Genomic DNA, 25,554 nt, shown 5'->3' with positions numbered 1-25,554 from the left:
GCAGCTCAGCGCACGACCACGAACTCGTCGGCGGTCCGCGCCGGACGGGGCGCCGGTGCCGCCGCCGGACGCCCGATGGCCACCGCCCCCATCGGCTCCCAGTTCCCGGGAAGTCCCAGCACCTCGCGGACCACGTCCCGGCAGAACATCGTCGACGAGATCCAGGCGGAGCCCAGGCGCTCACCCGCCAGCGCGACCAGGAAGTTCTGGATGCCCGCGCCATGGGCCACCACGAACATCTCGCGCTCCGCGGCGCTCCGCCGCGCGTCGGGGTAGTCGTGCGCGCCGTCCGTCACCATGCACGGCACCGCGAGATACGGCGCCCGGCGCAGCACATCGCCCCGCCGCACCCGCTTGGCGATGGACTCCTCCGTCTTGCCGTCCGCGCGCAGATCCGCGATCCAGGCGTCCCGCATCGCGTCCAGCAGCCGCGCCCGCGCCTGCGGGGACTCCAGGAGGACGAACCGCCACGGCGTGGTGTGATGCGGCGCCGGGGCGGTGAGCGCCGCGGCCACCGCGCGCCGGACCGCCCCCGGATCGACCGGCTCGTCGCGGAAGGCGCGGACCGTACGCCGCGCCGTCACCGCTTCGCGTACGGCCTCCGAGGTGCCCAGCCGGAACATGTCGTCCTCGGCGCCGCGCACCATGGCGCCCGCCCCGGCGCCGTCGCCCGTCTCCTCGACGACATGGGGGAGCCCGCGCACCACCGCGACCGGCAGCCCGGCGGCCTTGCCCTTCACCAGGTCACCCGCGGCGGCCAGTTCGTCGGCGGTGGCCACCACCGTCGCGCTGAGCGGATTGCCGTACGCGTCCGTGCCGCCGCGCAGATCGTCCAGCACCCGCACCCCGGCGGCCCCGATGGCGACATCGGTGAGGCCGCTGCGCCACGGCCGCCCGAAGGTGTCGCTGATGACGACGCCGACGTCGACGCCGAGCTCGGTGCGCAGGCCCGCCCGCAGGGCGCGTGCCGAGGCGTCCGGGTCCTGTGGCAGCAACAGCACCGTTCCCGCCGGGGTGTTGGAGGCGTCCACACCGGCCGCGGCCATCACCAGGCCCTGCCGGTTCTGCACGATCCGCAGGGTGCCACGCCGGGCCACCACCCGCACCGTCTCCGCGTCGATCGCCGCCTCGCGGTCGGTGGCCTCGACCACCCGGCCCTCGGCCTTGCTGACGATCTTCGAGGTCACCAACAGCACGTCGCCGTCGGCGAGTTGGGGCATGCCCTCGGCCGTGGCCGCCGCGGCGATCAGCTTGACGAGGTCATCGCCGGGCCGCACCTCGGGCACTCCCGGCAACGCCCACACCCGGTACCCGGGCACCCCCTCGGGGTGGTTCACGCCCGGACCTCCTCGGCCATGGCCAGCGCCTCGCGCACCATCGCGGCCGTGGCATCCAGGTCGGTCATCATCAGCGGCACGGCCCGGCAGCGGATCCCGGCCGCCTCGACCTCGGCCACCGAGCCTTCGTCCACGGAGTCCACCAGCCAGCCGTCCAGCAGCCCGGAGCCGTAGTGGCGGGCGACGGCCGCGGCGGTCGACTCCACGCCCACCGCCGCCAGCACCTTGTCGGCCATCCCGCGCACGGGGGCGTCGCCGACGATCGGGGAGAGGCCGATCACCGGCACCCCGGCGTCCGCGATGGCCTCCCGGATGCCCGGCACCGCCAGGATGGTCCCGATGCTGACCACCGGGTTGGACGGCGGGAACAGCACCACGTCCGCGTCGGCGATGGCCTCCAGCACGCCCGGCGCCGGCTTGGCCTGGTCCGCACCGACCGGCACCACGGCATGCGCCGGCACCGAGGCGCGCAGCCGCACCCAGTACTCCTGGAAGTGGATCGCCTTGCGCTCGCCGTCTTCGTCGACCGCGACATGGGTCTCGACCCGGTCGTCCGACATCGGCAGCAGCCGTACGCCGGGCTTCCAGCGCGCGCACAGCGCCTCGGTGACCGCGCTGAGCGGATATCCCGCGCCCAGCATCTGGGTCCGCACGATATGGGTGGCGAAGTCCCGGTCACCGAGCCCGAACCACTCCGGGCCGACGCCGTAGGCGGCCAACTCCTCCTTCACCCGGAAGGTTTCGTCGGTGCGGCCCCAGCCCTGCTCCTCGTTGATGCCGCCGCCGAGCGTGTACATCACGGTGTCGAGGTCGGGGCACACCTTGAGCCCGAACAGATGGATGTCGTCGCCGGTGTTGCCGATGACGGTGAGGTCCGCGTCCGGAGCCGCTGCCTTCAGTCCCCGCAGAAAGCGGGCGCCGCCGATACCGCCGGCCAGAACCACGATTCGCATGGCCCCAGCATGGCAGGGGCCGGCGGGTGGGCGTCAGGGGGCCAGTACCTCGGACGGGGCGGCCGCGCCTCCCGGGGCCGCGGCCTGGCCGGGGTGCATCGGCATGGCGGTCAGGCCCGGGGAGTAGAGGTGCAGGCTGACCGCCGGGGTCAGGGCGTCGTTGACGACCTCGTGGACGTAGCCCGGGGCGAACACCCGCTGGGCGCCGGCCGCGAGCGTCCGGGGCCCGGTCGCGGTGTGCTCGGTCAAAACGCCCTCCAGGACGGTCAGCACACCGGAGGACGCCCCGTGGTCGTGCCGCCCGCTGCCCTGCCCCGGCACCCAGCTCAGCAGCCACACCTCGTAGCCAGGGCCCCGGCGCAGCCGGTAATACCAGCGGGTGGTGGTGTCGTAGCGGACGAGCGGCGCCCAGGCGGCGCGGTCGGCGGCGATCGAGCGGGCCAGTCCCGCGAAGCCGGCGACGGTGGTGGGGTGCGAGGGAACGGGCGGCAGCAGGTGGGGGAGGGCGAGCGGGTCGCCGGCGATCTGGACGTCGCTGTTCATGGGATGTCGGTTCCTCGGCCAAGGTGCTGGGGTCCCAGCCGTAGCTGGGGGAGGGCTGCGGCACGGCGCGGGCTCTCCCTGTGGGGGGCGCGGCGCGGCGACGCGGAGCAGGGGCGCTGCGGGGTGGTGCGAGCGAAAAGCTGGAGCTCAGTGGCTACGACAGCTGGAACAGCGACAGCGGGCCTGCGCAGCGCAGAGCGACCCGTAGGCACGGGTCAGTCGGAGCGCGGGGGTCGCTGGCATGCGGTCCAGGAGACCGGTTTCACGCGGCGATGTCAACTTGGTGACTGGTTTGCCGTAAATCTTTCACCTCATCCGGTTACTCCGCCCGAAGAAAGGTTTGTGCAGTCGTTGGCACGGAGACATCGACCGGCAACCGCCCCTTCAAACGCCGCTGCGGCCCCGTGATCCGTCTGTGATCTCCCCCGCTTCGGCGCGCGGGGTGCAACGTGAATGCCGCCTGATCGCGTCTTGGTGAGCGACTGAGGATGTGCCGGGTGGCACGCCCGGGGAAGTGTCCTGGTTTTTACTGATTTGAACACTTTCCGCATACGCTTGGTTCCGCCGAGTGAATAAGAGGCCCAATAGCAGATCTCGGCTTGACTGGCCCGGATCACCACACTTGTAATTTCACTCGTGTCGTTCAGCCGAAATCGATCACGGCTTGATCACGGGGACGTAAAGACAGACGAGGGGCGCACATGACCGAGCTGTTCCAGGAATTGCTGGTCGAGGAGGCGGACGAGGAGCTCGGCTGGCAGGAGCGCGCACTGTGCGCCCAGACCGACCCCGAGTCCTTCTTCCCGGAGAAGGGTGGCTCCACCCGCGAGGCCAAGAAGGTCTGTCTCGCCTGCGAAGTCCGGTCCGAATGCCTGGAGTACGCGCTCGCCAATGACGAGCGCTTCGGTATTTGGGGCGGCCTGTCCGAGCGCGAGCGGCGCCGGCTGAAGAAGGCCGCCGTCTGACGATGACAGCGCAGCCGGCCGGACCGGACGGGCGGGGCCTCACGGGCCACGCCGCCGTACCACCTCAACTCCCCATATCCCCCTATAGCGAACACTCCGCCTCCTGCGACTCGTGCGCCGGAGGCGGACTGCTGTGTGCTGCTTCGTACGGGCCCGGTCGGGGGACCGGCGCGAACCATTAGTGTGGGGCCCCGTCCGAGATGCGCCGCCGCCCTGCCGGGCGCGCGCGTCGCCTCGTAGTCCGTCGCAGTGTCTTCCGGGGGCGGGGCCTTAGCGCGACTTCGCCGCGGGCCTTCGAACTCCCGGGTCCGGAGGGCCCGTACCTCGATGTCCGTGCACAGCCAGCCGGCGGCCCAGGCCGCCTCATACGCAGCCGCCACCCCAGAGTTCCCGAGGCACGTCGTCACCGCCGTGATCGTCTCCCATGACGGTGCCCGCTGGCTGCCCGACGCGCTCACCGGCCTGCTCGGCCAGGAGCGGCCGGTGCAGAACGTCATCGGCGCCGACACCGGCAGCGCGGACCGCTCCGCCCAGCTGCTCGCCGAGGCCATCGGGGACGAGCGGGTGCTGCACCTCGCCCGCCGCTCCGGATTCGGCACCGCCGTCGACGAAGCCGTCCGCACGGCCCCCGAACTCACCCCCGACGACCTGCCGTACCTGCGCCGCCCCAGCGGCTGGGACCCGGTCAGCCGCACCTGGCGCGACGAGGCCTACGACATGCCGGAGCTGCCGCACGGCGAACCGGTCCAGTGGCTGTGGCTGCTGCACGACGACTGCGCGCCCGAGCCGGACGCGCTCGCCGAGCTGCTGCGGGTCGCCGACGCCAGCCCCTCCACCGTGATCGTCGGCCCCAAGCTGCGCAGCTGGTACGACCGCCGGCAGCTGCTCGAAGCCGGCGTCAGCATCGCCCGCAGCGGCCGCCGTTGGACCGGCCTGGACCGCCGCGAACAGGACCAGGGCCAGCACGACCAGGTCCGCCCCGTGCTGTCCGTCTCCACCGCCGGCATGCTCATCCGCCGTGACGTCTACGAGGAGTTGGGCGGCTTCGACCGCCGGCTGCCGCTGATGCGCGACGACGTCGACCTGTGCTGGCGCGCCCAGGCCGCGGGACACCAGGTCCTGGTCGCACCGGACGCGATCCTGCGGCACGCCGAGGCCGCCGCCCGCGAGCGCCGCCCCATCGACTGCGTCGGCCGGAGCGTGGCCAACCCGCACCGCGTCGACAAGGCCGGCGCCGTCTACACCCTGCTCACCAACACCCGCGGCGCGATCCTCCCGTACGTCCTGCTGCGGCTGCTGATCGGCACCTTCCTGCGGGTCATCGCCTACCTCGTCGGCAAGGTCCCGGGCCAGGCGCTCGACGAACTCGCCGGCCTCTTCGGCACCCTGCTGCGGCCCGGCAAGATCCTCGCCGCACGGAAGAAGAGAGGCCGCCCCGCGGTCGACACCGGCGAACTGCGGCCGCTCTTCCCGCCCCCCGGCGCGACCGTGCGGGCCACCGTCGAACAGGTCGCCGGCAACCTCGCCGGGCGGGCCGCACCGGATGTGGCCTCGGCCGGCCGGCACGGCGCGGTCGAGTCCGGGCCCGGCGGCGACGACGCCGACTTCCTGGAGGTCGAGCAGTTCGCCCGGCTCAAGCGGATCGCCCGCAAGCCCGCACCGGTGCTCTTCCTCGTCCTGCTGCTGGTCTCGCTGGTCGCCTGCCGCGGCCTGCTCGGCTCCGGCGCGCTGACCGGCGGGGCGATGCTGCCCGCGCCCGGCAGCGTGTCCGATCTGTGGTCGGCCTACCTCGACAGCTGGCACGCCGTCGGCGTCGGCGGCAGCGCCTCCACGCCGCCCTACCTGGCCGTCGTCGCCCTGGTGTCGAGCATCTTCCTCGGCAGCACCGGCTTCACCGTCACCCTGATGCTGGTCTGCTCCGTCCCGCTGGCCGGCCTCACCGCCTACTTCGCCTCCCGCCCGCTGGTCGCCTCCCGGCTGCTGCGTGCCTGGGCGAGCATCGCGTACGCCTTCCTGCCCGCGGCCGCCGGTGCGCTGGCCGGCGGCCGGCTGGGCACCGCGGTGCTCGCCGTGCTGCTGCCGCTGATGGCGCGCGCCGCCGTCGCGGCGAGCGGACTGCGGCTGCCCGCGGGCACCCGGCCCAGCTGGCGAGCCACCTGGGCATATGCGCTGCTGATCACCTTCACCATGGCCTTCACCCCGGTCGTCTGGCCGATCGCGGTGCTGCTCGGCACCGGCCTGCTGGTGCTGCGCCTCGCCGGTGGCCGGCGCGACCAGCTGGGCGCTCACGGGCTGCGGTTCCTGGTCGTGCTCCTCGCGCCGCTCGTCGTGCTCGCCCCCTGGTCCCTCTCGCTGCTGACCCGGCCGGCCCGTTTCTTCCAGGAGGCCGGCCTCGGCTACGGCGCGGGCTCCGCCTCCGTCCTCGACCTCATCGGGCTCAGCCCCGGCGGCCCCAAGGCCGTCGGCGGGGTGCTGCTCTTCGGCATCGTGGCGGCCGCGCTCGCCGCGACCCTGCGCGACGAGCGGCAGCGCGCGATCCGCATCGCCTGGGCGGTGGCCCTGGCCGGCCTGCTGTTCGCGGCGCTGGGCAACGGCTCCGGCTGGACCGGGCCCGCGATGCTCGTCTACGGGCTGGCGCTGCTGTGCGCCGCCGCGATCGGCGCCGAGGGCATCCGCACCCGGATGGCCAGCCTCGGCTTCGGCTGGAAGCAGCCGGTCGCCGTGCTGATCGCGCTGGCGTCGGTGCTCGCCCCGCTCTACGCCGCGGTCAGCTGGATGATCACCGGTGCCGCCGGTCCGCTGGAGCGGCGCAACCCGGAGCAGGTCCCGGCCTTCGTCGCCGAGGAGGCCGGCACCTCCGACCGGGCCCGCACCCTGGTCCTGGACGGCACGCCGGGCCATGTCGACTACTCCCTCGTCCGCGGCTCCGGAGCCGAGCTCGGTGACGCCGACCTGGCCGCGGCGGCGGGTGAGGACAAGCGGCTCGGCGGCATCGTCGCCCACCTGGTGGCCGGCTCCGGCGCCGACCAGACCAACCAGCTCGGCGGCTACGCGGTCCGCTACGTCCTGGTCAGGGGCGGGGCACCGCGCGAGATGGGCCGGGTGCTGGACTCCACCCCGGGACTGACCCGGCTCAGCCAGGACGACGGCAGCGCCCTGTGGCGCGTCGACCGCCGGGTCTCGCGGGTCTCGATCGTCGCGGGCGAGGCCAAGGACGGCACCAGCGCCGGCGAGGCCGCCGCGCCCGTCCCCGTACCGTCCGGACCCGTCGAGGCGCACACCAAGGTGCCCGCCGGTGCCGACGGCCGGGTGCTGCGCCTCGCGGACGCCGCCGACGAGGGCTGGCAGGCCACGCTCAACGGCACCCCGCTCAAGCCGCAGAAGGTCGACGGCTGGGCCCAGGGCTTCGCGCTCCCCGCGGGCGGCGGCACCCTCGACCTCACCCACGAGAACCCGGTCGGCCACACCCTCTGGCTGTGGACGCAGGGCCTGCTCGCCGTCGTCCTGGTGGTCCTGGCGCTGCCGGGCCGCCGCCGGGAGATCGACGACGACCTGCCCGAGGACACGGCCGCCGCGCAGGCCGCCGCGGCGACCGGCGACGGCCGCCGGGCCCGGCGCCTGCGGGCCCAGGCCGAGGCCGCGGGCGCCCCCGAGGGGGCCGGTCCCGGCATCCCCGCGGCCCGGACGGGGGAGCAGCCGCAGGGCCCGGCCGCCACCGATCCGATGGCCCCTGCCGACCCGATGGCCCCCGCCCAGGCCGCGGACGGCATGCCCGCGCCCGCCGGCCCCATGGGGGGCGCCGACGCGTACGGCGCCGTGCCGCAGCAGCAGGAGTACGACGCCTGGCAGGCGGCCCCGCAGGGCGAGCCCGGTGTGCCCGGCCACCCCGGCGAGCCGCAGCCCTACGCCCCCGGCGAGCCGCAGCCCTACGCCCCCGGCGACCCCTACCAGGCCGGGCCGTACGGCCGGCCGCCCTATCCGCCGGGCGACCCCTACCAGGCCACGGGCCCGTACGCCGCGGACCCCTACCAGGCGGGCGCCTACGACCCGTACGGGTACGGGCAGCAGCAGTACGGCGACGGCGGGCCGCAGCACCAGCAGCCCTACGACGACGGCACCGAGTACCCGGGGTACTCCGGCTCCCACCCCGAGCCGCGCCGTGACGGGAGCGACCAGCAGTGAAGCGCACCATGATGTCCCTGATCGGCGTGAGTGCGGCGCTGGCCGCCGTCACCGGCGTCGCTGCCGTGACCGCACCGGGCGGCGCCGCCCCCGACGCACCGCGCGGCGGCACCCGGCTGCCGGTCCAGCGCTCCGCGCTGCTGTGCCCCGCCCCGACCTCCTCCGAGGTCGGCGAGACCGCCTACACCGCCTTCGCCCCCCAGGGAGCCGCCGCCATCGCGGACGGCAAGAAGGGCACCGCCCAGCTGCTGCCCGCCGGGACCGTCAAGGACACCGGCGGCACGGGCGAGGGCAAGGACAAGGGCAAGAAGGGCGCCAAGGGCGGCGCCGCGGACTCCGCCGCCGGACAGGCCGTCCCGCCCCGCGACACCAAACCCGTCGTGCCCCTCCGGCAGGCCGGGCGGCCGGTCACCACGACCACCGACAGCGCCGACGCCCCCGCCCTCGTGGGCACGGCGGACGGCACCCTCGCCCCCGGCTGGACCGTCCAGCAGACCACCTCGGTCGCCGCGGGCGCCGGCCGCGGTCTCCTGGGCCTGGGCTGTACCGCCCCCGACACCACGTTCTGGTTCCCGGGCGTCAGCACCGCCACCGAGCGCCAGGACTACGTCCACCTCACCAACCCCGACTCGACCCCGGCCGTCGTCGACCTCGAACTGCGCGGCAAGGACGGGGCGTTGGCGGGCTCGGGCGGCGAGGACATCTCCGTCCCGCCGCACACCACGGTCCCCGTCCTGCTCTCCACCCTCACCGACACCCCCACCACCAACGCGACCCTGTATGTCGTCGCCCGCGAGGGCCGGGTGGGCGCCGCGGTCCAGGCGAGCGACAGCAAGCTCGGCAGCGACTGGCTGCCGCCCGCCGCCGACCCGTCGCCGAGCGTGGTGCTGCCCGGTGTCCCCAAGGACGCCACCTCCGTCCGGCTGGTCGCCCTCGCCCCCGGTGAGTCCGACGCCGACCTGAAGGTGCAACTGGCCACCCCGACCGGGATGATCACCCCGGCCGGAGTGGAGACCCTGCACCTCAAGAGCGGGATGACCACGGCGGTGGACCTCAAGGACCTGACCAAGGGCGAAGCCGGCTCGCTGGTGCTCACGCCCTCCGACAGCGGCTCCAAGGTCCCGGTCGCGGCCGCGCTGCGGGTGACCCGCGGCAAGGGCGCCAAGCAGGAGATGGCGTTCATCCCCGCGACCCGGCCCGTCGAGAAGCGCGCCACCGCCGTCGACAACCGCGGCAAGGACGCCACCCTCTCGCTGGTCGCGCCGGAGAAGGGCAAGGACGCCAAGGTGAAGGTCACCGCGTCGGCCGGCAGCGGCGGCGGGACCCCGGTCACCAAGACGTACACGGTCAAGGGCGGTACCAGCCTCGATGCCGTCCCGCCCCGTCCGACGGGCCTGAAGGGGAGCTACGCCCTGACGGTGGAGCCGGCGCCCGGCAGCGGCCCCGTCTACGCGTCCCGCATGCTGGCCCGGCCCCAGGGCGGGGTGCCCGCCTTCACCGTCCAGCCGATGCCCGACGACCGGGGCTCGGTCCTCGTGCCGACCGCGGGCCAGGACCTGTCGGTCCTCACCGGCTGAGCGCACCGGCTCCGGCGGACCCGCGCGACGGCCTCAGTCCTGGCCGTAGCGCGGGTCCACCGACTCCGGGGCCAGCCCCAGCAGTTCGGCGACCTGCTCGACCACGACCTCGTGCACCAGCAGCGCCCGCTCGTCACGGCTCTTCGTCCGGATCTCCACCGGCCTGCGGTAGATCACGATCCGGTCGCGATATCCGCCCGCGGCCGGCGCCACCCGCCCCAGCGGCACGGTCTCCTCGCCGTCGGCCGCGTCCGGCCCGTCGTCCGGCCCGGCCCCGGGCACCTCCAGGACGAGGAAGTCGACCTGGGAGAGCTGCGGCCAGCGCCGCTCCAGCCGGTCCCGGGAGTCATAGACAAGATCCACGAACGCGTCGGCGCGGGTCACCGACAGCGGCACCTGGGGCGGCGCGATCGGGCCGCGCATGCCGCGGCCGTGGCGGTCGCGGCGGCGGATCCGCGGCTGCGCCGGTCGAGGAGGTACGGGAGCGTCCATCAGCATCGAGCGTAGCCGTCCGGCACCGCCGCACACCGGGGAGCGCGGCAAGACGTGGCATGTCGCCGGCTGACCGGAGCTGTCCGCATCGAGTCCGTTTGCCTGCCCGCACGAGATCACGGACCGGCCCCGGAATGGCAGGAAATGTATCGAGTCGTCACCGGATTCCGCGCCGCGCGGCGTCCGCCCCGGCGTGCCCGGCCCAGGTCAGGTCGAGCGGGTGCAGGTCAGACGCATCGGACGAAGCGGGACGACACGGTTGGGTGAGCCGGGGGAGAGTCGTCGCGGCCCGCTCAAGAGTGCGGTACCGTCCAACGTCGTGAGCCCTGTACGTCGCTGTTCGCGCACTGCGTGCGGCCGCCCCGCCGTCGCAACGCTGACGTACGTCTATGCGGATTCGACCGCCGTGCTCGGACCGCTCGCCACCTACGCCGAACCGCACTGCTACGACCTGTGCGCCGAGCACTCCGAGCGCCTGACCGCGCCCCGCGGCTGGGAAGTTGTCCGCCTCGCCCTCGACTCCGGCCCGCCCCGCCCCAGCGGCGACGACCTCGAAGCCCTCGCGAACGCCGTACGCGAGGCGGCCCGCCCCCAGGAGCGCGCGGCCGGCGCCGGCGGCACCCCGGATCCGGGCGCCCGCGACACCCACCCCATGGAGGTCGCCCGCCGGGGCCACCTCCGGGTGCTGCGCTCGCCGGATTCCTGACCCCGGCGGGCCGTTGCGCCTTCCCGCCGGGTCCGCGACGGCAGGACCGGCCGGCCCGCGTGCCGCGCCGCCGCCCGGTAGGTTGGGAGTCCGTAATGACTCTCCAGGAGGGCTGGCTGTGACTGATCTGTCGCAGATCGTGAAGGCGTATGACGTACGCGGCGTCGTCCCCACCCAGTGGGACGAGACCCTGGCCGAGCTGTTCGGAGCGGCCTTCGCCGAGATCACCGGCGCGGACGCGATCGTGACCGGACACGACATGCGGCCCTCCTCGCCCGGCCTGTCCCGCGCGTTCGCCCGCGGCGCCGCGGCCCGCGGCGCGGACGTCACGGAGATCGGTCTCTGCTCGACCGACGAGCTGTACTTCGCCAGCGGCGCCCTGGGCCTGCCCGGCGCCATGTTCACCGCCTCGCACAACCCCGCCCGGTACAACGGCATCAAGATGTGCCGGGCGGGCGCGGCGCCGGTCGGCCAGGACACCGGTCTCGCCGAGATCCGCGCACTGGTCGAGCGCTGGTCCGACGAGGGCGCCCCGGAGCCGGTCGCCGCGACGGGCAGCGTGACCCAGCGCGATGTCCTCGGTGACTACGCCGCCCACCTGCGCGGCCTGGTGGACCTCAGCGGTATCCGCCCGCTGAAGGTCGTGGTCGACGCGGGCAACGGCATGGGCGGACACACCGTCCCCACCGTCTTCGAGGGCCTGCCGCTCGAACTCGATGCGATGTACTTCGAGTTGGACGGCTCGTTCCCCAACCACGAGGCCAACCCGCTGGATCCGAAGAACATCGTCGACCTCCAGGCGCGGGTGCGCGAGACGGGCGCCGACCTCGGCCTCGCCTTCGACGGCGACGCCGACCGCTGCTTCGTCGTCGACGAGAACGGCGACCCGGTCTCCCCGTCCGCGATCACCGCCCTGGTCGCCGCCCGCGAGCTGGCCAAGCATCCCGGCGGCACGGTCATCCACAACCTGATCACCTCCTGGTCGGTGCCGGAGGTCGTCAGGGAGAACGGCGGCGAACCGGTCCGCACCCGCGTCGGACACTCCTTCATCAAGGAGGAGATGGCCAAAACCGGCGCGATCTTCGGCGGTGAACACTCCGCGCACTACTACTTCCGCGACTTCTGGAACGCCGACACCGGCATGCTCGCCGCGATGCACGTCCTGGCGGCCCTCGGCGGCCAGCAGGGCCCGCTGTCGCAGCTGGTCGCGCAGTACGACCGGTACGCGGCCTCCGGCGAGATCAACAGCACCGTCGACGACCAGACCGGACGGCTCGCCGCGATCAAGGCGGCCTACGAGGGCCGGGCCGGCGTCACCCTCGACGAACTGGACGGACTGACCGTCACCGCCGACGACTGGTGGTTCAACGTGCGCGCCTCCAACACCGAGCCGCTGCTCCGGCTGAACGTCGAGGCCCGCGACCGGGCGAGCGCCGACCGGGTCCGCGACGAGGCCCTGGGGATCATCCGCGCCTGAGGCCCCGCACCCCGCGCCCGGCGCCGCCGGGACCGGGCTGCCCCGCACCCCGCGCCCGGCGCCGCCGGGACCGGGCCGGGACCGCCCCGTGCGCGCGGTGCCGGCCCCCGGCGGTGGCGGGCGAGCGCGGCACCCCCGCCGCCCGCCACCCCCAATCTCCTCCGAGCACGCCCCCGCCCCCCGCCCGGCGGTAGGCTGGCCACGCCGCAACCGCCCCGAAGGAGCACCGTCCATGCCGGTCGACGCCAGCTTGATCCAGATCCTCGCCTGCCCGGCGTGCCACGCCCCGCTCGACGACCGGACCGCCGACGACCCCGCCGAGCTGCGGTGCACCTCCGGCGACTGCGGCCTCGCCTACCCCGTCCGGGACGGCATCCCCGTACTCCTCGTCGACGAGGCCCGGCACCGGGGCACGGAAGGCACCCCCAGCCCCGCCTGACCGGGCGCCGCCGGGCCCGCCCCGGCCCCGCCCCGTGTTCCCCCGCCCGTACCGGCGATCGGAGGCCGCGCCCACCATGCTCGACGAGTCACTCCTCGACACCCCTGACGCACTGGCGGGCGCCGACCGCTTCGGTCTGCTGCGCGGCGTCGCCGAATCCGGCGCCCGGGTCCGCACCGCCGCCCGCAGCGCCGCCGAATCCGGCATCCCCGAGCTCACCCCCGACGGGCGGCCGCGCGCCGTCCTCGTCGCCGGGCCGGGACCCGCCGCGGCCGGGGTCGCCGACCTCCTGCGGGCGCTCGGCGGCGGCAGCTGCCCGGTCACCCTGATCCCGCCCACCGGAGTCGCCCCGCTGCCCGGCGCCCTGCGCTGGACCCTGCCCGGCTGGGCCGGCCCCCTGGACCTGCTGCTGCTCCCCGGCCCGGACGCCGCCGACCCCGGCCTCGCCGAGCTGGTCGAGCAGGCCTACCGCCGCGGCTGCGCCGTCGTCGCCGTCACCCCGGCCGGCGGTCCGCTCGCCGACGCCGTCACCCAGGCCCGCGGCCTGGCCGTCCCGCTGGCGACCACCCCCTACGACGCCGAATTCGACGTCGAGGGCGCCCCGCCGGCCGCCCCCGGCACCCTCTGGTCGGTGCTCATCCCGCTGCTCTCGCTCGCCGACCGGATCGGCCTGCTCAGCGCCCCGCCGGAGGACCTGAGCAAGCTCGCCGACCGCCTCGACCAGCTCGCCGAACGCTGCGGCCCGGCCATCCCGACGTACACCAACCCCGGCAAGACCCTCGCCGCCGACCTCGCCGACTCCTTCCCGCTGATCTGGACCGAAGGCACCATCGCCGGCGCCATCGGCCGGCACTTCGCCACCGAGCTGTCCGGGCTCGCCGGCCGCCCCGCGCTCGCCGCCGAGCTGCCCGAAGCGCTCGCCACCCACCGCACCCTGCTCGCCGGAGCGCTGGCCGCCGGCGCCGACCCCGACGACTTCTTCCGCGACCGGGTCGAGCAGCCAGCCGCGATGCACGCCAGAGTGGTGCTGCTGCGCGAGCAGGAACCCGGCCCGCTGTCCGCCACCCGCGCCGCCCAGGCGCTCGCCGAGGAGCGCGACACCGCCGTCAGCGAACTGGAACCGGACGCCGGCACCGATCTGGAGAAGGCCGCGGAACTACTCGCCATCGTGGATTTCGGCGCCGTTTACCTGGCGCTCGCCGGCACCGAGTGATCTGTGACGGCCGGTCCGCACCCGCAGGCCGGCCGCATGACTGCGCAGCCACGTACGTCCCTCAGGAAGCAGTAGTCCCATGGACCGCCTCGCCAATACCGTGCGCCCCTACGCCTGGGGTTCCACCACCGCCCTCCCGGAACTCCTCGGCACCGCACCGACCGGCGAACCGCAGGCCGAGATGTGGATGGGCGCCCACCCCGGCGCCCCCTCCCGCATCGACCGCGGCGCGGGCCCCGTCTCCCTGGCCGAGGTGATCGACGCCGCCCCGGAGACCGAACTCGGTGCCGACACCGTCCGCGCCTTCGGCCCCCGGCTGCCCTTCCTGCTCAAACTGCTCGCGGCCGGCTCCCCGCTCTCCCTCCAGGTCCACCCCGATCTGGCGCAGGCCGGGGAGGGCTTCGCCGACGAGGAGCGGCGCGGCATCCCCGTCGACGCCGCCCACCGCAACTACAAGGACGCCAACCACAAGCCCGAACTGATCGTCGCGCTCACCCCCTTCGACGGGCTGTGCGGCTTCCGGCACCCGGCGCAGGCCGCCGACCTCCTCGCGGGCCTGGACCTCGACGACCTCACGCCGTACGTCGACATCCTGCGCGCCAGCCCGGAGGAGGACGCGCTGCGCGAGGTGTTCACCGCCGTCCTGAGCGCCGAGCACCACGCGATCGCCGGCACCGTCGAGCGGGCGGCCCTCGCCGCCGACCGGCTGGCGGACAAGGGCGGTCCGTACGCCGACGACTACGCCGCCTACGCCGGCATCGCCCACCACCACCCGGGCGACCCCGGCGTGCTGGCCGCCATGCTGCTCAACCACGTCCGACTCCAGCCCGGCGAGGCGCTGTTCCTCGGCGCCGGCATCCCGCACGCCTACCTCAGCGGCCTCGGCGTCGAGCTGATGGCCAACTCGGACAATGTGCTGCGCTGCGGTCTGACCCCCAAGCACGTCGACGTACCGGAACTGCTGCGGGTGGTCCGCTTCGAGGCCGGCGACGCGGGGGTGCTGCGCCCCGAAGCGGTGGACGGGGAGGAGATCTACGAGACCCCCGTCGACGAGTTCCGCCTCTCCCGCTTCGCCCTGGCCCCCGGCGCCGCCCCGCACCCGCTCGTCTCCCGCACGCCGCAGATCCTGCTGTGCACGGCGGGGACGGTCCGGGTGCGGGGCGGCGGGGACGCAGGTGACGGGGTCGGCGCCGGCGGTTCCGGCGGTTCCGCCGAGACGGAGGGTGAATTGACCTTGTCGCCCGGTGAGTCCGCATTCGTACCGGCCGGTGAGCACCTGACGATCGCCGGCGAGGGCACGCTCTTCCGCGCGACGGTGGTGGCCTGAGCTCCTACGGGGCGACGGCCGGGCGACTGCCGGGGTGGGAAACCGCCGCCGGATCGTGGAAACCCTCGACCGAGGGCCGGAAAGGCGTCCCCCGGGCGTCGCAAACCATCCCCCGGGCGTCGCAAACCATCCCCAGGGCGTCGCAAACCGTCCCCCCGGGCGTCCAGAACCGTCCGCCAGGTGGCCTCCTGGCGGACACCCGCCGCGGGGCTGCAACAATGACCGCCGCAGCATTAAAGCGGCGGTAAAGGCCGGACGACGGAAGGGACATGCGGCACCTATGAGCGCATCAGGCGGGACAAAGGCGATCGTTGCGGCGCTGGGCGCCAACCTGGCGATCGCCGCAGCGAAGTTCGTGGCCTTCGCCTTCAGCGGCTCGTCCTCGATGCTGGCCGAAGGCGTGCACTCCATCGCGGACTCCGGCAACCAGGGCCTGCTGCTGCTCGGCGGCAAGAAGGCCAAGCGCGCGGCCACCGCCGAGCACCCCTTCGGCTACGGCCGCGAGCGCTACATCTACGGCTTCCTCGTCTCCATCGTCCTGTTCACCATCGGCGGCGTCTTCGCGCTCTACGAGGGCTACGAGAAGATCCACGAGCCGCACGCGCTGGACAACTGGTACTGGCCGGTCGGCGTCCTGGTCTTCGCGGTCATCGCCGAGGGCTTCTCCTTCCGTACGGCGATCAAGGAGTCCAACGAGCTGCGCGGCAAGCAGACCTGGGCCCAGTTCGTCCGCCGCGCCAAGGCCCCCGAGCTGCCGGTCGTACTGCTGGAGGACTTCGGCGCGCTGGTCGGTCTGGTCCTCGCGCTGGGCGGCGTCGGCCTCACCCTCGCCACCGGCGACGGCATCTGGGACGGCATCGGCACCATGTGCATCGGTGCGCTGCTGGTGGTGATCGCCCTGGTCCTGGCCGCCGAGACCAAGTCGCTGCTGCTGGGCGAGGCGGCCGGCCCCGAGCAGCTGGCCAAGATCCGCGAGGCGGTCGTCGACGGCGACGTCGTCACCCGCGTCATCCACATGCGCACGCTCCACCTCGGCCCCGAGGAACTGCTGGTCGCCGCCAAGATCGCGGTCCAGCACGACGACACCGCCACCCAGATCGCCCAGGCCATCAACGCCGCTGAGGCCCGCATCCGCGAGGCCGTACCGATCGCCCGGGTCATCTACCTGGAGCCGGACATCTACAACGAGGCCACCGCCGCCGCCGGCGCCGACCCGTCAAAGACCCCGGGCGGAGCCTGAGCCCGACGCCGGCCACCCGCACCGGGGCCCGAGCCCCACGGCAGTCGCCGGTGCCGGGGCCCGAGCCCCGGGCAGGCACCGGTGGCAGGGCCCGAGCCCCGGGCAGGCACCGGAACCGAGCCCGGCGCCGCCCCTGTGAACGAGCGGCCCCCGCCCTCCTGGCGAGCGCGGGAGCCTTCGCCGTATGACGCCCGGCTTGTCGACCACGCCCGTCGTCCGCGCCTCATCGCTCACGCTCATCGCTCACGCTCATCGCTCACGCTCATCGCTCACGCTCATCGCTCACGCTCATCGCTCACGCTCATCGCTCACGCCCGTCGACCATGGCCCGGGACGTGGCCTGTCGACGGCATCTGTCGCCCACGCCCGGCGATCGCGGCCTGTCGACCGCGGACCTATCGCTCACGCCCGTCGGCCGCGCTCTCACGACTACCGCCCAACGGCCAGGGCCCAGAAACCACGGCCTGACGACTACGGCCTGACGACCACGGCCTAACGACCACGGCTGGTGATCGCTGGCCTACGGACATGGCCCCTCGACCACTGGTGAGCCGCGGAATCGAGCCGCGGAATACCGCCCCGGACCGCCGCGTTCTAGGCCCCGAGGGGGCCCTCGCACCCCCTACGGGATCTGTTCGCCCACGCCCTAGTGGTGCCCCGAAGACGCGCCGTTGTGCACCCAGGGCCGCACAACGGCGCCGCGCCCGGGGGGCCTTAATGGATCTCACCAAGGACGCGCAGAATCGCCGCCTCGTCTTCCGCCCCCTGCAGTCGGGCCCGGAATTCCGCGTCCATCAGCTTCCGCGACAGCAGCGCCAGGATGCGCAGGTGCTCGTCGCCGGCAGCTGCCTCCGGCACCGAGATCATGAAGACCAGCCTGGCGGGCGTGCCGTCCGGCGAGCCCCAGTCGATACCGTCCGCCGAGCGCGCGAAGGCGACGACCGGAGCGGTCACCGCATCCGTCTTGGCATGCGGAATGGCGATCTCCTCACCGAGCCCGGTAGTGCCCTGTGCCTCACGCGCCAGCGCCACCCGGACCAGTTCGTCGACGTCCGCCACCCTGCCGGTGCCGGCCGCCAGCTCGGCCATCTCCCGGATCGCCGCTTCCTTCCCGTCGGCGTCGAGCTGCGTCCTGACGGTCCGCGCGGTCAGATAGCCGGAGAGCACCTGGGTGGCGCCATCGCTGCCGCCCCGGTAGCCGTTGGTGTCGCCTTCGGCACCGTCCCCGCTGACCTCGTCGTCACCACGGGCCTCGGAGACATCGCCGTCCGCGGCATCACCCTCCGCCACCTGCTCAGGAATGGCGGCCCTCCCGGGGAGGTCGGAAACTGCCGCGGCTATACGGGCCGCGCCACCCGCCCCAGCAGCACCGGCACCCCCTTCACCGACAACGACCACGGGCTCCGCCCCCGGTGCCGCGCCGGACTCCACATCCGACACAGCTCTTGCCGACCCCGCCGACACCACACCGGCAGCCGTTGCACCAGCAGCCGTCACACTGGCGTCCGTCGCGTCGCCAGCCACCACACCGGCAGCTGTAAGACCAGCACCGCCCCCGGCCACCCGCACGCCCCCGTCCCTCCTCCGCCCCGAAACATCCACCAACATCACCGTCGTCAGCGCCGTGACCACCGCCCCGATCACCACGGCGACGAAGAACACCGGCACCCCGTCGACCGCACCCAGCAGCGCCACGATCGGCCCGCCGTGCGGCACCGCGTCCGCCACCCCGGCCATCCCCGCCACGGCCCCGGCCACCGCGCCGCCGAGCATGTTCGCCGGGATGACCTGCGCGGGCCGTGCCGCGGCGAACGGGATCGCGCCCTCCGAGATCCCGAAGAGCCCCATGAACAGCGCCGCCATCCCCGTCTCCCGCTCCTGCTCGGAGTACAGGCGCCGGCGGATCAGCGTGGCCAGCCCCTGCCCGAGCGGCATCACCGGGATCGCGGCCGCGCACATGCCCATGACCGTCTGGTTTCCGGAGGCGATCAGGCCGGAACCGAACAGGAACGCCGTCTTGTTGACCGGTCCGCCCATGTCGAAGGCGATCATCAGCCCGAGGATCGCCCCCAGCACGATGGCGCTGGTCCCGGTCATGCCGCTGAGCCAGCCGGTGAGATGCGTGAACACCCAGGAGATCGGCTTGCCGAGCACATAGATGAAGAAGAGTCCGAGTGCGGTCGTCGCCACGATCGGGATCACGATGATCGGCATGATCGGCCGGGCGAACTTCGGAACCTTGACCTTCTTGATCCACACGACCAGATACCCGGCCAGAAAGCCCGTGACGATCCCGCCGATGAAGCCGGCGCTCGCGTCCTTCATCCCGTACAACTCGCCGTGCGTGGCGATCCACCCGCCGATCATGCCCGGTACCAGCGCCGGCCGGTCACCGATCGCATAGGCGATATAGCCGGAGAGGACCGGCACCATCAGCTGGAAGCCGATGGTGCCGATGTGGTTGACGTCCTCCCAGAACGAACCGGGGGCGATCTTCAGCCCCTCGGGCGCCGGATGACCGCCCACCGCCAGCGAGATCGCGATCAGCAGACCGCCGACCACCACGAACGGAATCATGTAGCTGACGCCGTTCATCAGCGCTTTGTACGCAATGCTGCGCTCCCGGCCGCCACCGGCACCCCCGGCACCCGGCGCCGCACCGTCCTCGGCTCCGGCCCCGGCCCCAGCTCCTGCCCCGCCTCGGGCTCCGGCCCCGTCACCCTCCGCGCCCCCGTACACCGGCGCACTCCGCACTCGCTCGATCAGCCGCTCGGGGCGGCGGATGCCCTCGGCCACTCCGACGGCCAGGACCCGCTTGCCGACGAACCGGCTGCGGTCCACCTCCTTGTCCGCGGCGATGATGACGCCGTCCGCCTCTCTGACATCGTTGTCAGACAGGACGTTCTCGGCTCCGATCGACCCCTGTGTCTCCACCTTGATCTCGTGCCCGAGGGCCCGGGCGGTCTGGGTCAGCTTCTCCGCGGCCATGTACGTGTGGGCGATCCCGGTCGGGCAGGCGGTCACTGCGAGCAGTTTCAGCCCCTGCCCGCTCTTCCCCGTGCCCTCGGGGGGATCCGCTGGAGTGGTGGTCACGCGAGTCTCCTTACGAACGTGCGCGCGGGGGTGCATCCGTTCCCGCGCTGCCAGGCATCCTGCATGACGTCGCAGCACGCGCCAACCCCTCCGGGCCCGCGGCCCCAGCAGCCGGAACGCGTGTCGCCGGCGCCCCGGATGCCGATAGGCAACATCCGTCCCACTGCCCCGGGTCCCGGAAGACAACGGCGGTCCCGCTTGCCCCGGATCCCGGGAGAAACCGTCCGTCCCGCTTGCCCCGGATCCGGGAACCAACGTCCGTCCCGCCGCCCCGGAACCCGAAAGACAACGCCCGCCCCGCCACCCCGCAACCCGGGAAACAGCCCCGTCCCGCCACCCCTCCCCGACCGGCAGCGCCCCCACCCCGGCCCCTCCTGGCTGGGGTTCACCGGGCCGATCGGTGTAGATTCGTGACCAGTGCCAGACGTCGCTGCTGATGGCGGTCGGTCGGCCCGCACCGCGGACCGGCCGAGGGAGAGAGGGCCTCCGACGGACTGCGCTGCGGCCAACGGGAGGGGTGCGTCCGCTTCCGCGTACGCTCGTATACGCCCCGGTCAGCACCGGGGACCCGGCCCGCGCCGCAGACTGCCAGCCCATCCACCTCGACGCTCGAGGAGCAGCCCGCATGACGACAGCAGCCACCGGCCAGGACTTCAAGGTCGCCGACCTGTCCCTCGCCGCCTTCGGCCGCAAGGAGATCACCCTCGCCGAGCACGAGATGCCCGGCCTGATGGCGATCCGCAAGGAGTACGCCGCCGCCCAGCCGCTGGCCGGTGCCCGGGTCACCGGTTCCCTGCACATGACCGTGCAGACCGCCGTCCTGATCGAGACCCTGGCCGCCCTGGGCGCCGAGGTCCGCTGGGCGTCCTGCAACATCTTCTCCACCCAGGACCACGCCGCCGCGGCCATCGCGGTCGGCCCGAACGGCACCCCGGACGACCCCCAGGGCATCCCGGTCTTCGCCTGGAAGGGGGAGTCGCTGGAGGAGTACTGGTGGTGCACGGAGCAGGCGCTGACCTGGCCGAACTCGCCCACCGGCGGCCCGAACATGATCCTTGACGACGGTGGTGACGCCACCCTCCTGGTCCACAAGGGCGTCGAGTACGAGAAGGCCGGCAAGGTCCCGGCGCTGGAGACCGCGGAGAGCGACGAGCACCGCGCGATCCTGGAGCTGCTGACCCGCACGCTGGACGAGGCCCCGCAGAAGTGGACGAACCTGGCCTCCGAGATCCGCGGTGTCACCGAGGAGACCACGACCGGCGTGCACCGTCTGTACGAGATGCACCGTGACGGGGACCTGCTCTTCCCGGCGATCAACGTGAACGACGCCGTGACGAAGTCGAAGTTCGACAACAAGTACGGCTGCCGTCACTCCCTCATCGACGGCATCAACCGTGCCACCGATGTCCTGATCGGCGGCAAGACGGCCGTGGTCTGCGGCTACGGCGACGTCGGCAAGGGCTGCGCGGAATCCCTGCGCGGCCAGGGCGCCCGCGTCATCATCACCGAGGTCGACCCGATCTGCGCCCTGCAGGCCGCGATGGACGGCTACCAGGTCACCACCCTCGAGGACGTCGTCGAGACCGCCGACATCTTCGTCACCACGACCGGCAACAAGGACATCATCATGGCGTCGCACATGGCGCAGATGAAGCACCAGGCGATCGTGGGCAACATCGGCCACTTCGACAACGAGATCGACATGGCCGGCCTGGCGAAGATCGAGGGCATCGTCAAGGAGGAGGTCAAGCCCCAGGTCCACACCTGGACCCACCCGGACGGCAAGGTCCTGATCGTGCTGTCCGAGGGCCGCCTGCTCAACCTGGGCAACGCCACAGGTCACCCCTCCTTCGTCATGTCCAACTCGTTCGCGGACCAGACGCTGGCCCAGATCGAGCTGTTCACCAAGCCCGAGGAGTACCCCACCGACGTCTATGTGCTGCCCAAGCACCTGGACGAGAAGGTGGCCCGTCTCCACCTCGACGCGCTGGGCGTCAAGCTCACCGAGCTGCGTCCCGAGCAGGCCGCCTACATCGGCGTCCAGGTCGAGGGCCCGTACAAGCCCGACCACTACCGCTACTGAGCCGGCTCCAGCGGGCGATCGCCGACCGGTCGGCCCCGCCGACCGCTGGTGCTCCCCACAGCAGCCGGTGATCCCAGGCCCTCGCCCCTCATGGCGGGGGCCTGGCCCATGAGGACCCCGGACAGACCCGCCGCCCCCGACGCACCGGCACGTCACCGCCCGAAGGACTCGACGCCCTATGCCCCGCGGCCACTACTCCCTCCACGACCCGCACGATCACACCCCCCTCGGTGAAGAGCACTTCCACTGCGCCACCGGCCCCTCGGGCTGGCGCTATGTCTCCCAGATCGTCAACCCTTCCGGCGACCACACCGGCTCCGTCGACCTCACCCTCGACGAACTCGGCCGGCCCCTCCGCCTCGAACTCCACGCCTCCGCCTGGCAGGTCCGCGGCGCCGCCCTGGAGGGCGTCACCTGGGTACGCACCGATCCGACCGGTGAACACGCCACCGAAGGCAACGTCCCCGCCCACGCCTTCACCGGCGCGTCCCCCGCGTTCCTCATCGCCACCGCGCGCCTCCTGCGCCCCGCCCTCGGCGCCGGCGCCGTCCGTACCCGCCTCGTCGCCTTCACACCCCCCGTCCTCGCCCCCCGCACGCTCGACCAGTCCTGGGCCCTGCTGAAAAGCACACCACACGCCACTGACAACGCCCCCCTGATCGCCGACGAATACCAGGTCAACGACCTGGAGACCGGCGAACAGCACACCGTCCACATCGCCGGCGACGTGGTCCTCTCCGCCCCCGGCATCGAGCTCGAATCCCTCGAATCCCCACCGTCGACGTTCCCCTGACACGCCGGCTCCGCCGGTCTCCGCCCTTCACCGTCGCGGCCGGCCCGTCGCGGTGTCTCCGTCGCCGCAGTCCCCGCGACGGCGGGCCTCCGCACTCATGCTCGTGCCAGGCTCTGCGCACGACCTGCCACGGCACCCCATGGGCCGACGCGGCCCGCGCTCTGGCCCGACCACCGAACACGCCAGGCCCGAACCGGCGCACCACCGCCCCACGCTCACCGCCCCACGCCCGCCGGGCCTACCTGCCGGCCGTCCCCCACCCCTCACCGGCACCTCACACCGGCGGCGCGAACCCCGTACGCGGCTGCCTCCCCGCTCCGCCGCTCTCCTCATCACCCCGACGCTCCCGCCGCTCCGGCACCCCGAGCGCCCCCACACCGTCCCGGCACGCCGACTCGCCCCGGGCCGTGACACCACCCCCGGCCCCGGGAGTCCCGGCCTCGGGAGCCCAGGCCCCACCCCCGGGCGCCGCCCAGCCCCCAGCCGCAGCCGACGACACCGCTGCCGAGACCGATGACACCGCATCCCCTGCCGTCACCAGGCCCCCTGCCGCCCCCGGGCGCCCCGCCCCACCAGGCGACGCGGCCTCCGTACCCACCCCCACAGCCCGAACCGACCCCTCCGGCTCCCCAGGCCAAGACTCCCTACCACCGGCAACGCCCCCACCGCCCGCTACTTCTCCGAAGGCCGTCGTCCCGCCTGCTGCCGTCGCTGCCCCGTAGCCCCCCGCCGTACCTCCGGCCGCTGCCGTCCCGCCCGCCACCACGGACCCCCCGAACGCCCGCCGCGACTCCCGCGCCTGCCGTTCCCCGACCACCGCCGCCAGATACGCCGCCGGATGCACCCCCGCAGGCCCCGGCACCCCGGTGAACTCCCGCAGATCCTCCGCCAGCCGCCCCGCCATCGCCCCGCCGACCTCCGGATCGAGCTGCCCCATCCGCGTCAGGTACTGCCGCACCGTCAGCCACCACGCGTCGGGCACCCGCGACAGATCCAGCGCCCCGAGCTCCGCCACCAGCCACGAAGGCGGAGGCGGCAGTGCCGTCCCCGCCTCCGCCTCCGGCATCCGCTCCCGTATGACCAGCGTCCCCGCGAACACATCCCCCACCCGGCGCCCCCGCTCCGACAGCAGGGAGGCGACGGCCGCCACCACCCCCATCGTCATCACGATCTCGATGGCCCCCATCCCCCCGCGCACCAACGCGTGCCGGAACCGGATCGGCCCGCCGTCCTCCCGTACGACCCGCAGACCGCAGACCAGCTTCCCCAGCGACCGCCCATGGCTCAGCGTCTCGATGACGATGGGTATCCCGACCTGCACCAGTACGAACGTGGCCACCGATACGGCCGCCACCGCCGCACTGTCCATCGACGAGGTCGCGCTCAACAGCAGCAGTGAGGCGCCGAGGTAGACCGCCCAGGCCACCGCCACATCGACGGCCACCGCCAGCCCCCGGCTGGGAAGCCTGGCCGGCCGCAGCCCCAGCACCACCGCTTCACCCGTGACGAGTCCACTCACGCCGCGCTCACTCCCTCTCGCTCCCCGATGTCCCGCCCACCCCACGCCGGACACGGCCAGTCTGCCAAGCTGATCCGGCCCCCACCCACGGCGCTGCGAGGAGCGACACCACATGGACCTCGATGTCTTCGTCACGGCCCATGGCGCCGAATGGGACCGCCTCGACACCCTGCTCCACCGCAAACGCCGCCTCACCGGAGCCGAGGCCGACGAACTGGTCGCCCTCTACCAGCGCACCACCACCCACCTCTCCCTCCTCCTCTCCAGTGCCCCGGATCCGGTGCTGACCAGCCGTCTCACCTCTCTGGTGGCCCGCGCCCGCAGCACGGTCACCGGCGCCCGCAAGGCCTCCTGGCGCGACACCGCCCACTTCTTCACCACGGCTTTCCCCGCGGCGCTCTACCGCCTGCGCCACTGGTGGATCCCGACCGCGATCCTCTCCACCGCGGTCGCCGCCCTCCTCGGCTGGTGGATCGCCGCCCACCCGGACGTCCAGGCGGCGATCGGCGCCCAGGAGGACCTACGCAACATGACCCGCCCCGGTGGCGAGTACGAGACGTACTACTCCAGTCATCCCGCCGCCTCCTTCGCCGCCCAGGTATGGACGAACAATGCCCAGGCCGTCGCCCTGTGCCTGGTCCTCGGAGCCTTCGCCGGCCTCCCCGTCCTGTGGATCCTCTTCCAGAACATGCTCAATCTGGGCGTCGGCATCGGCCTGATGTCCTCGGCCGGCCGCCTCGACACCTTCCTCGGGCTGATCCTTCCGCACGGTCTCCTCGAACTGACCGCCGTCTTCATCGCGGCCGGCATCGGCCTCCGCCTGGGCTGGACCCTCATCGACCCGGGCCCCCGCACCCGCCGAACCGCCCTGGCCCAGGAAGGCCGCTCCGCCCTCGGCGTCGCCATCGGACTCGCCGCGGTCCTCTTCATATCCGGCGCCCTTGAAGGCTTCGTCACCCCTTCCGGCCTGCCCACCTGGGCCCGCATCGGCATCGGCATCGCCGCCGAACTCGCCTTCCTCCTCTACGTCTACGTCCTGGGCGGCCGCGCCGTACGTGCCGGAGCCACGGGCGACGTGGACCTCACCGACCGCGAAGCCACCGTCCCGACCGCCGCGTGATGTGCATCGGGCCCCGCTGGCCTGCTAATCTCCTCTTCGCCCCAGGAGCCCGTTGACACGAGCACCAGGGGGAGGTAGATTCGAACGGTTGCAACGAACTGGACAAGTTCATCCGCGACGGTTAGCATCATCTCCGCTTCGGTCGGAATTTCTCTTCGACGAGGCGCAACCGACCACTTACCGGAAGCCCCGGTCGATCAATTCGACCGAATCCCTTCTGATAAAGTCGGAAAAGCCAAAAGGCAAACCCCCTCCGACGGGGAATCGGAAACGAATTCGGACCGGCAACGGAACGAAATCGGGTCTGCTAGAGTCGGAAAGGCCAGAAAGCGAAAGCCGGACGGCCGACCCGCTCCAACACGGGGCCGGAGACGGAAACGGATCTGGTAAGGTTGGAAAAGCGAAGAAGCCGAAAGGCGGAAACGCACCGGCGAAAATCGGGCCCGCAAGGATCTGATAGAGTCGGAAACGCAAGACCGAAGGGAAGCGCCCGGA

The 25,554-nt window shown here is 73.1% G+C and carries 18 protein-coding genes; 12 read left to right on the top strand and 6 right to left on the bottom strand.

Features of this window, described 5'->3' with window-relative positions; translation table 11 throughout:
• Window positions 1-5: 5 nt before the first annotated feature.
• Genes ABZ851_RS25350 through ABZ851_RS25340 form a run of 3 tightly spaced genes read right to left on the bottom strand, consistent with a single transcriptional unit; the run spans window position 6 to window position 2,833 of the window.
• Window positions 6-1,337, bottom strand: coding sequence for a coenzyme F420-0:L-glutamate ligase (locus tag ABZ851_RS25350; RefSeq protein ID WP_361131677.1), 1,332 nt, complete (start codon window positions 1,335-1,337; stop codon window positions 6-8).
• Window positions 1,334-2,290 (bottom strand): 2-phospho-L-lactate transferase, encoded by a 957-nt coding sequence (cofD, locus tag ABZ851_RS25345; protein ID WP_361131674.1) that lies wholly within the window; start codon window positions 2,288-2,290, stop codon window positions 1,334-1,336. Before cofD ends, ABZ851_RS25350 begins: the two co-directional genes overlap by 4 nt.
• Window positions 2,291-2,323: 33 nt before the next feature.
• Window positions 2,324-2,833: a cysteine dioxygenase family protein gene (locus ABZ851_RS25340; RefSeq protein ID WP_361131671.1), complete on the bottom strand. Its 510-nt coding sequence runs from the start codon at window positions 2,831-2,833 to the stop codon at window positions 2,324-2,326.
• A 701-nt stretch (window positions 2,834-3,534) separates the two neighbouring features.
• Between ABZ851_RS25340 and ABZ851_RS25335 the strand changes: the two genes are divergently transcribed.
• From ABZ851_RS25335 to ABZ851_RS25325, 3 genes are all read left to right on the top strand, one after another.
• A complete protein-coding gene (locus ABZ851_RS25335; protein WP_003983763.1) occupies window positions 3,535-3,798 on the top strand; it encodes a WhiB family transcriptional regulator in 264 nt (87 codons plus the stop codon).
• Window positions 3,799-4,125: 327 nt separating this feature from the next.
• A complete protein-coding gene (locus ABZ851_RS25330; protein ID WP_361131668.1) occupies window positions 4,126-7,980 on the top strand; it encodes a glycosyltransferase in 3,855 nt (1,284 codons plus the stop codon).
• A complete protein-coding gene (locus ABZ851_RS25325; protein WP_361131665.1) occupies window positions 7,977-9,557 on the top strand; it encodes a DUF5719 family protein in 1,581 nt (526 codons plus the stop codon). Before ABZ851_RS25330 ends, ABZ851_RS25325 begins: the two co-directional genes overlap by 4 nt.
• Window positions 9,558-9,590: 33 nt before the next feature.
• Here the strand turns inward: ABZ851_RS25325 and ABZ851_RS25320 are convergent, their stop codons facing one another.
• Window positions 9,591-10,049 carry a metallopeptidase family protein gene (locus ABZ851_RS25320; protein ID WP_361131662.1) on the bottom strand — a complete coding sequence of 153 codons (459 nt, stop codon included), beginning with the start codon at window positions 10,047-10,049 and terminating at the stop codon, window positions 9,591-9,593.
• A gap of 259 nt (window positions 10,050-10,308) precedes the next feature.
• Between ABZ851_RS25320 and ABZ851_RS25315 the strand changes: the two genes are divergently transcribed.
• The 6 genes from ABZ851_RS25315 (at window position 10,309) to ABZ851_RS25290 (ending at window position 16,451) form a co-directional block, all read left to right on the top strand.
• Window positions 10,309-10,755: a DUF3499 domain-containing protein gene (locus ABZ851_RS25315; RefSeq protein ID WP_088797952.1), complete on the top strand. Its 447-nt coding sequence runs from the start codon at window positions 10,309-10,311 to the stop codon at window positions 10,753-10,755.
• A 118-nt stretch (window positions 10,756-10,873) separates the two neighbouring features.
• Entirely contained in the window at window positions 10,874-12,232 is a 1,359-nt protein-coding gene (locus ABZ851_RS25310; protein ID WP_361131658.1) for a phosphomannomutase/phosphoglucomutase, read from the top strand.
• Between the two features lie 232 nt (window positions 12,233-12,464).
• Entirely contained in the window at window positions 12,465-12,671 is a 207-nt protein-coding gene (locus tag ABZ851_RS25305) for a Trm112 family protein (RefSeq protein ID WP_336050549.1), read from the top strand.
• A gap of 76 nt (window positions 12,672-12,747) precedes the next feature.
• Complete coding sequence (locus ABZ851_RS25300) at window positions 12,748-13,884, top strand: SIS domain-containing protein (RefSeq protein WP_336050548.1); 1,137 nt, start codon at window positions 12,748-12,750, stop codon at window positions 13,882-13,884.
• A 79-nt stretch (window positions 13,885-13,963) separates the two neighbouring features.
• Window positions 13,964-15,211: a mannose-6-phosphate isomerase, class I gene (gene manA, locus ABZ851_RS25295; protein WP_361131654.1), complete on the top strand. Its 1,248-nt coding sequence runs from the start codon at window positions 13,964-13,966 to the stop codon at window positions 15,209-15,211.
• A 280-nt stretch (window positions 15,212-15,491) separates the two neighbouring features.
• Window positions 15,492-16,451, top strand: coding sequence for a cation diffusion facilitator family transporter (locus ABZ851_RS25290; protein ID WP_361131651.1), 960 nt, complete (start codon window positions 15,492-15,494; stop codon window positions 16,449-16,451).
• A 714-nt stretch (window positions 16,452-17,165) separates the two neighbouring features.
• Here the strand turns inward: ABZ851_RS25290 and ABZ851_RS25285 are convergent.
• Window positions 17,166-19,544 (bottom strand): fructose-specific PTS transporter subunit EIIC, encoded by a 2,379-nt coding sequence (locus tag ABZ851_RS25285; RefSeq protein WP_361131648.1) that lies wholly within the window; start codon window positions 19,542-19,544, stop codon window positions 17,166-17,168.
• Window positions 19,545-20,169: 625 nt separating this feature from the next.
• Here ABZ851_RS25285 and ahcY point away from each other — a divergent pair.
• Together ahcY and ABZ851_RS25275 are read left to right on the top strand one after the other, a co-directional pair.
• Window positions 20,170-21,627, top strand: a complete 1,458-nt coding sequence (gene ahcY, locus ABZ851_RS25280) for an adenosylhomocysteinase (RefSeq protein WP_336050544.1) — start codon at window positions 20,170-20,172, stop codon at window positions 21,625-21,627.
• Window positions 21,628-21,805: 178 nt separating this feature from the next.
• Window positions 21,806-22,420, top strand: a complete 615-nt coding sequence (locus tag ABZ851_RS25275) for a hypothetical protein (RefSeq protein WP_088797944.1) — start codon at window positions 21,806-21,808, stop codon at window positions 22,418-22,420.
• A 274-nt stretch (window positions 22,421-22,694) separates the two neighbouring features.
• Here the strand turns inward: ABZ851_RS25275 and ABZ851_RS25270 are convergent, their stop codons facing one another.
• Window positions 22,695-23,939: an RDD family protein gene (locus ABZ851_RS25270; RefSeq protein WP_361131644.1), complete on the bottom strand. Its 1,245-nt coding sequence runs from the start codon at window positions 23,937-23,939 to the stop codon at window positions 22,695-22,697.
• Window positions 23,940-24,051: 112 nt separating this feature from the next.
• Between ABZ851_RS25270 and ABZ851_RS25265 the strand changes: the two genes are divergently transcribed.
• A complete protein-coding gene (locus ABZ851_RS25265) occupies window positions 24,052-25,059 on the top strand; it encodes a stage II sporulation protein M (RefSeq protein WP_361131641.1) in 1,008 nt (335 codons plus the stop codon).
• Window positions 25,060-25,554: the final 495 nt, after the last annotated feature.

The sequence above is a fragment of the Streptomyces sp. NPDC047049 genome (assembly GCF_040643995.1).
Lineage (GTDB): Bacteria > Actinomycetota > Actinomycetes > Streptomycetales > Streptomycetaceae > Streptomyces > Streptomyces mooreae.
The sequence above is the reverse complement of the archived record's forward strand: the minus strand, read 5'-3'. Positions and strand labels throughout refer to the sequence as shown.

Excerpts from the sequence above, each read along its gene's own strand:
- cofD (WP_361131674.1), bottom strand. The coding sequence starts at position 2,290 with ATGCGAATCGTGGTTCTGGCCGGCGGTATCGGCGGCGCCCGCTTTCTG.
- ABZ851_RS25340 (WP_361131671.1), bottom strand. The coding sequence starts at position 2,833 with ATGAACAGCGACGTCCAGATCGCCGGCGACCCGCTCGCCCTCCCCCAC.
- ABZ851_RS25335 (WP_003983763.1), top strand. The coding sequence starts at position 3,535 with ATGACCGAGCTGTTCCAGGAATTGCTGGTCGAGGAGGCGGACGAGGAG.
- ABZ851_RS25330 (WP_361131668.1), top strand. The coding sequence starts at position 4,126 with ATGTCCGTGCACAGCCAGCCGGCGGCCCAGGCCGCCTCATACGCAGCC.
- ABZ851_RS25320 (WP_361131662.1), bottom strand. The coding sequence starts at position 10,049 with ATGGACGCTCCCGTACCTCCTCGACCGGCGCAGCCGCGGATCCGCCGC.
- ABZ851_RS25305 (WP_336050549.1), top strand. The coding sequence starts at position 12,465 with ATGCCGGTCGACGCCAGCTTGATCCAGATCCTCGCCTGCCCGGCGTGC.
- ABZ851_RS25300 (WP_336050548.1), top strand. The coding sequence starts at position 12,748 with ATGCTCGACGAGTCACTCCTCGACACCCCTGACGCACTGGCGGGCGCC.
- manA (WP_361131654.1), top strand. The coding sequence starts at position 13,964 with ATGGACCGCCTCGCCAATACCGTGCGCCCCTACGCCTGGGGTTCCACC.
- ABZ851_RS25290 (WP_361131651.1), top strand. The coding sequence starts at position 15,492 with ATGAGCGCATCAGGCGGGACAAAGGCGATCGTTGCGGCGCTGGGCGCC.
- ahcY (WP_336050544.1), top strand. The coding sequence starts at position 20,170 with ATGACGACAGCAGCCACCGGCCAGGACTTCAAGGTCGCCGACCTGTCC.
- ABZ851_RS25275 (WP_088797944.1), top strand. The coding sequence starts at position 21,806 with ATGCCCCGCGGCCACTACTCCCTCCACGACCCGCACGATCACACCCCC.
- ABZ851_RS25265 (WP_361131641.1), top strand. The coding sequence starts at position 24,052 with ATGGACCTCGATGTCTTCGTCACGGCCCATGGCGCCGAATGGGACCGC.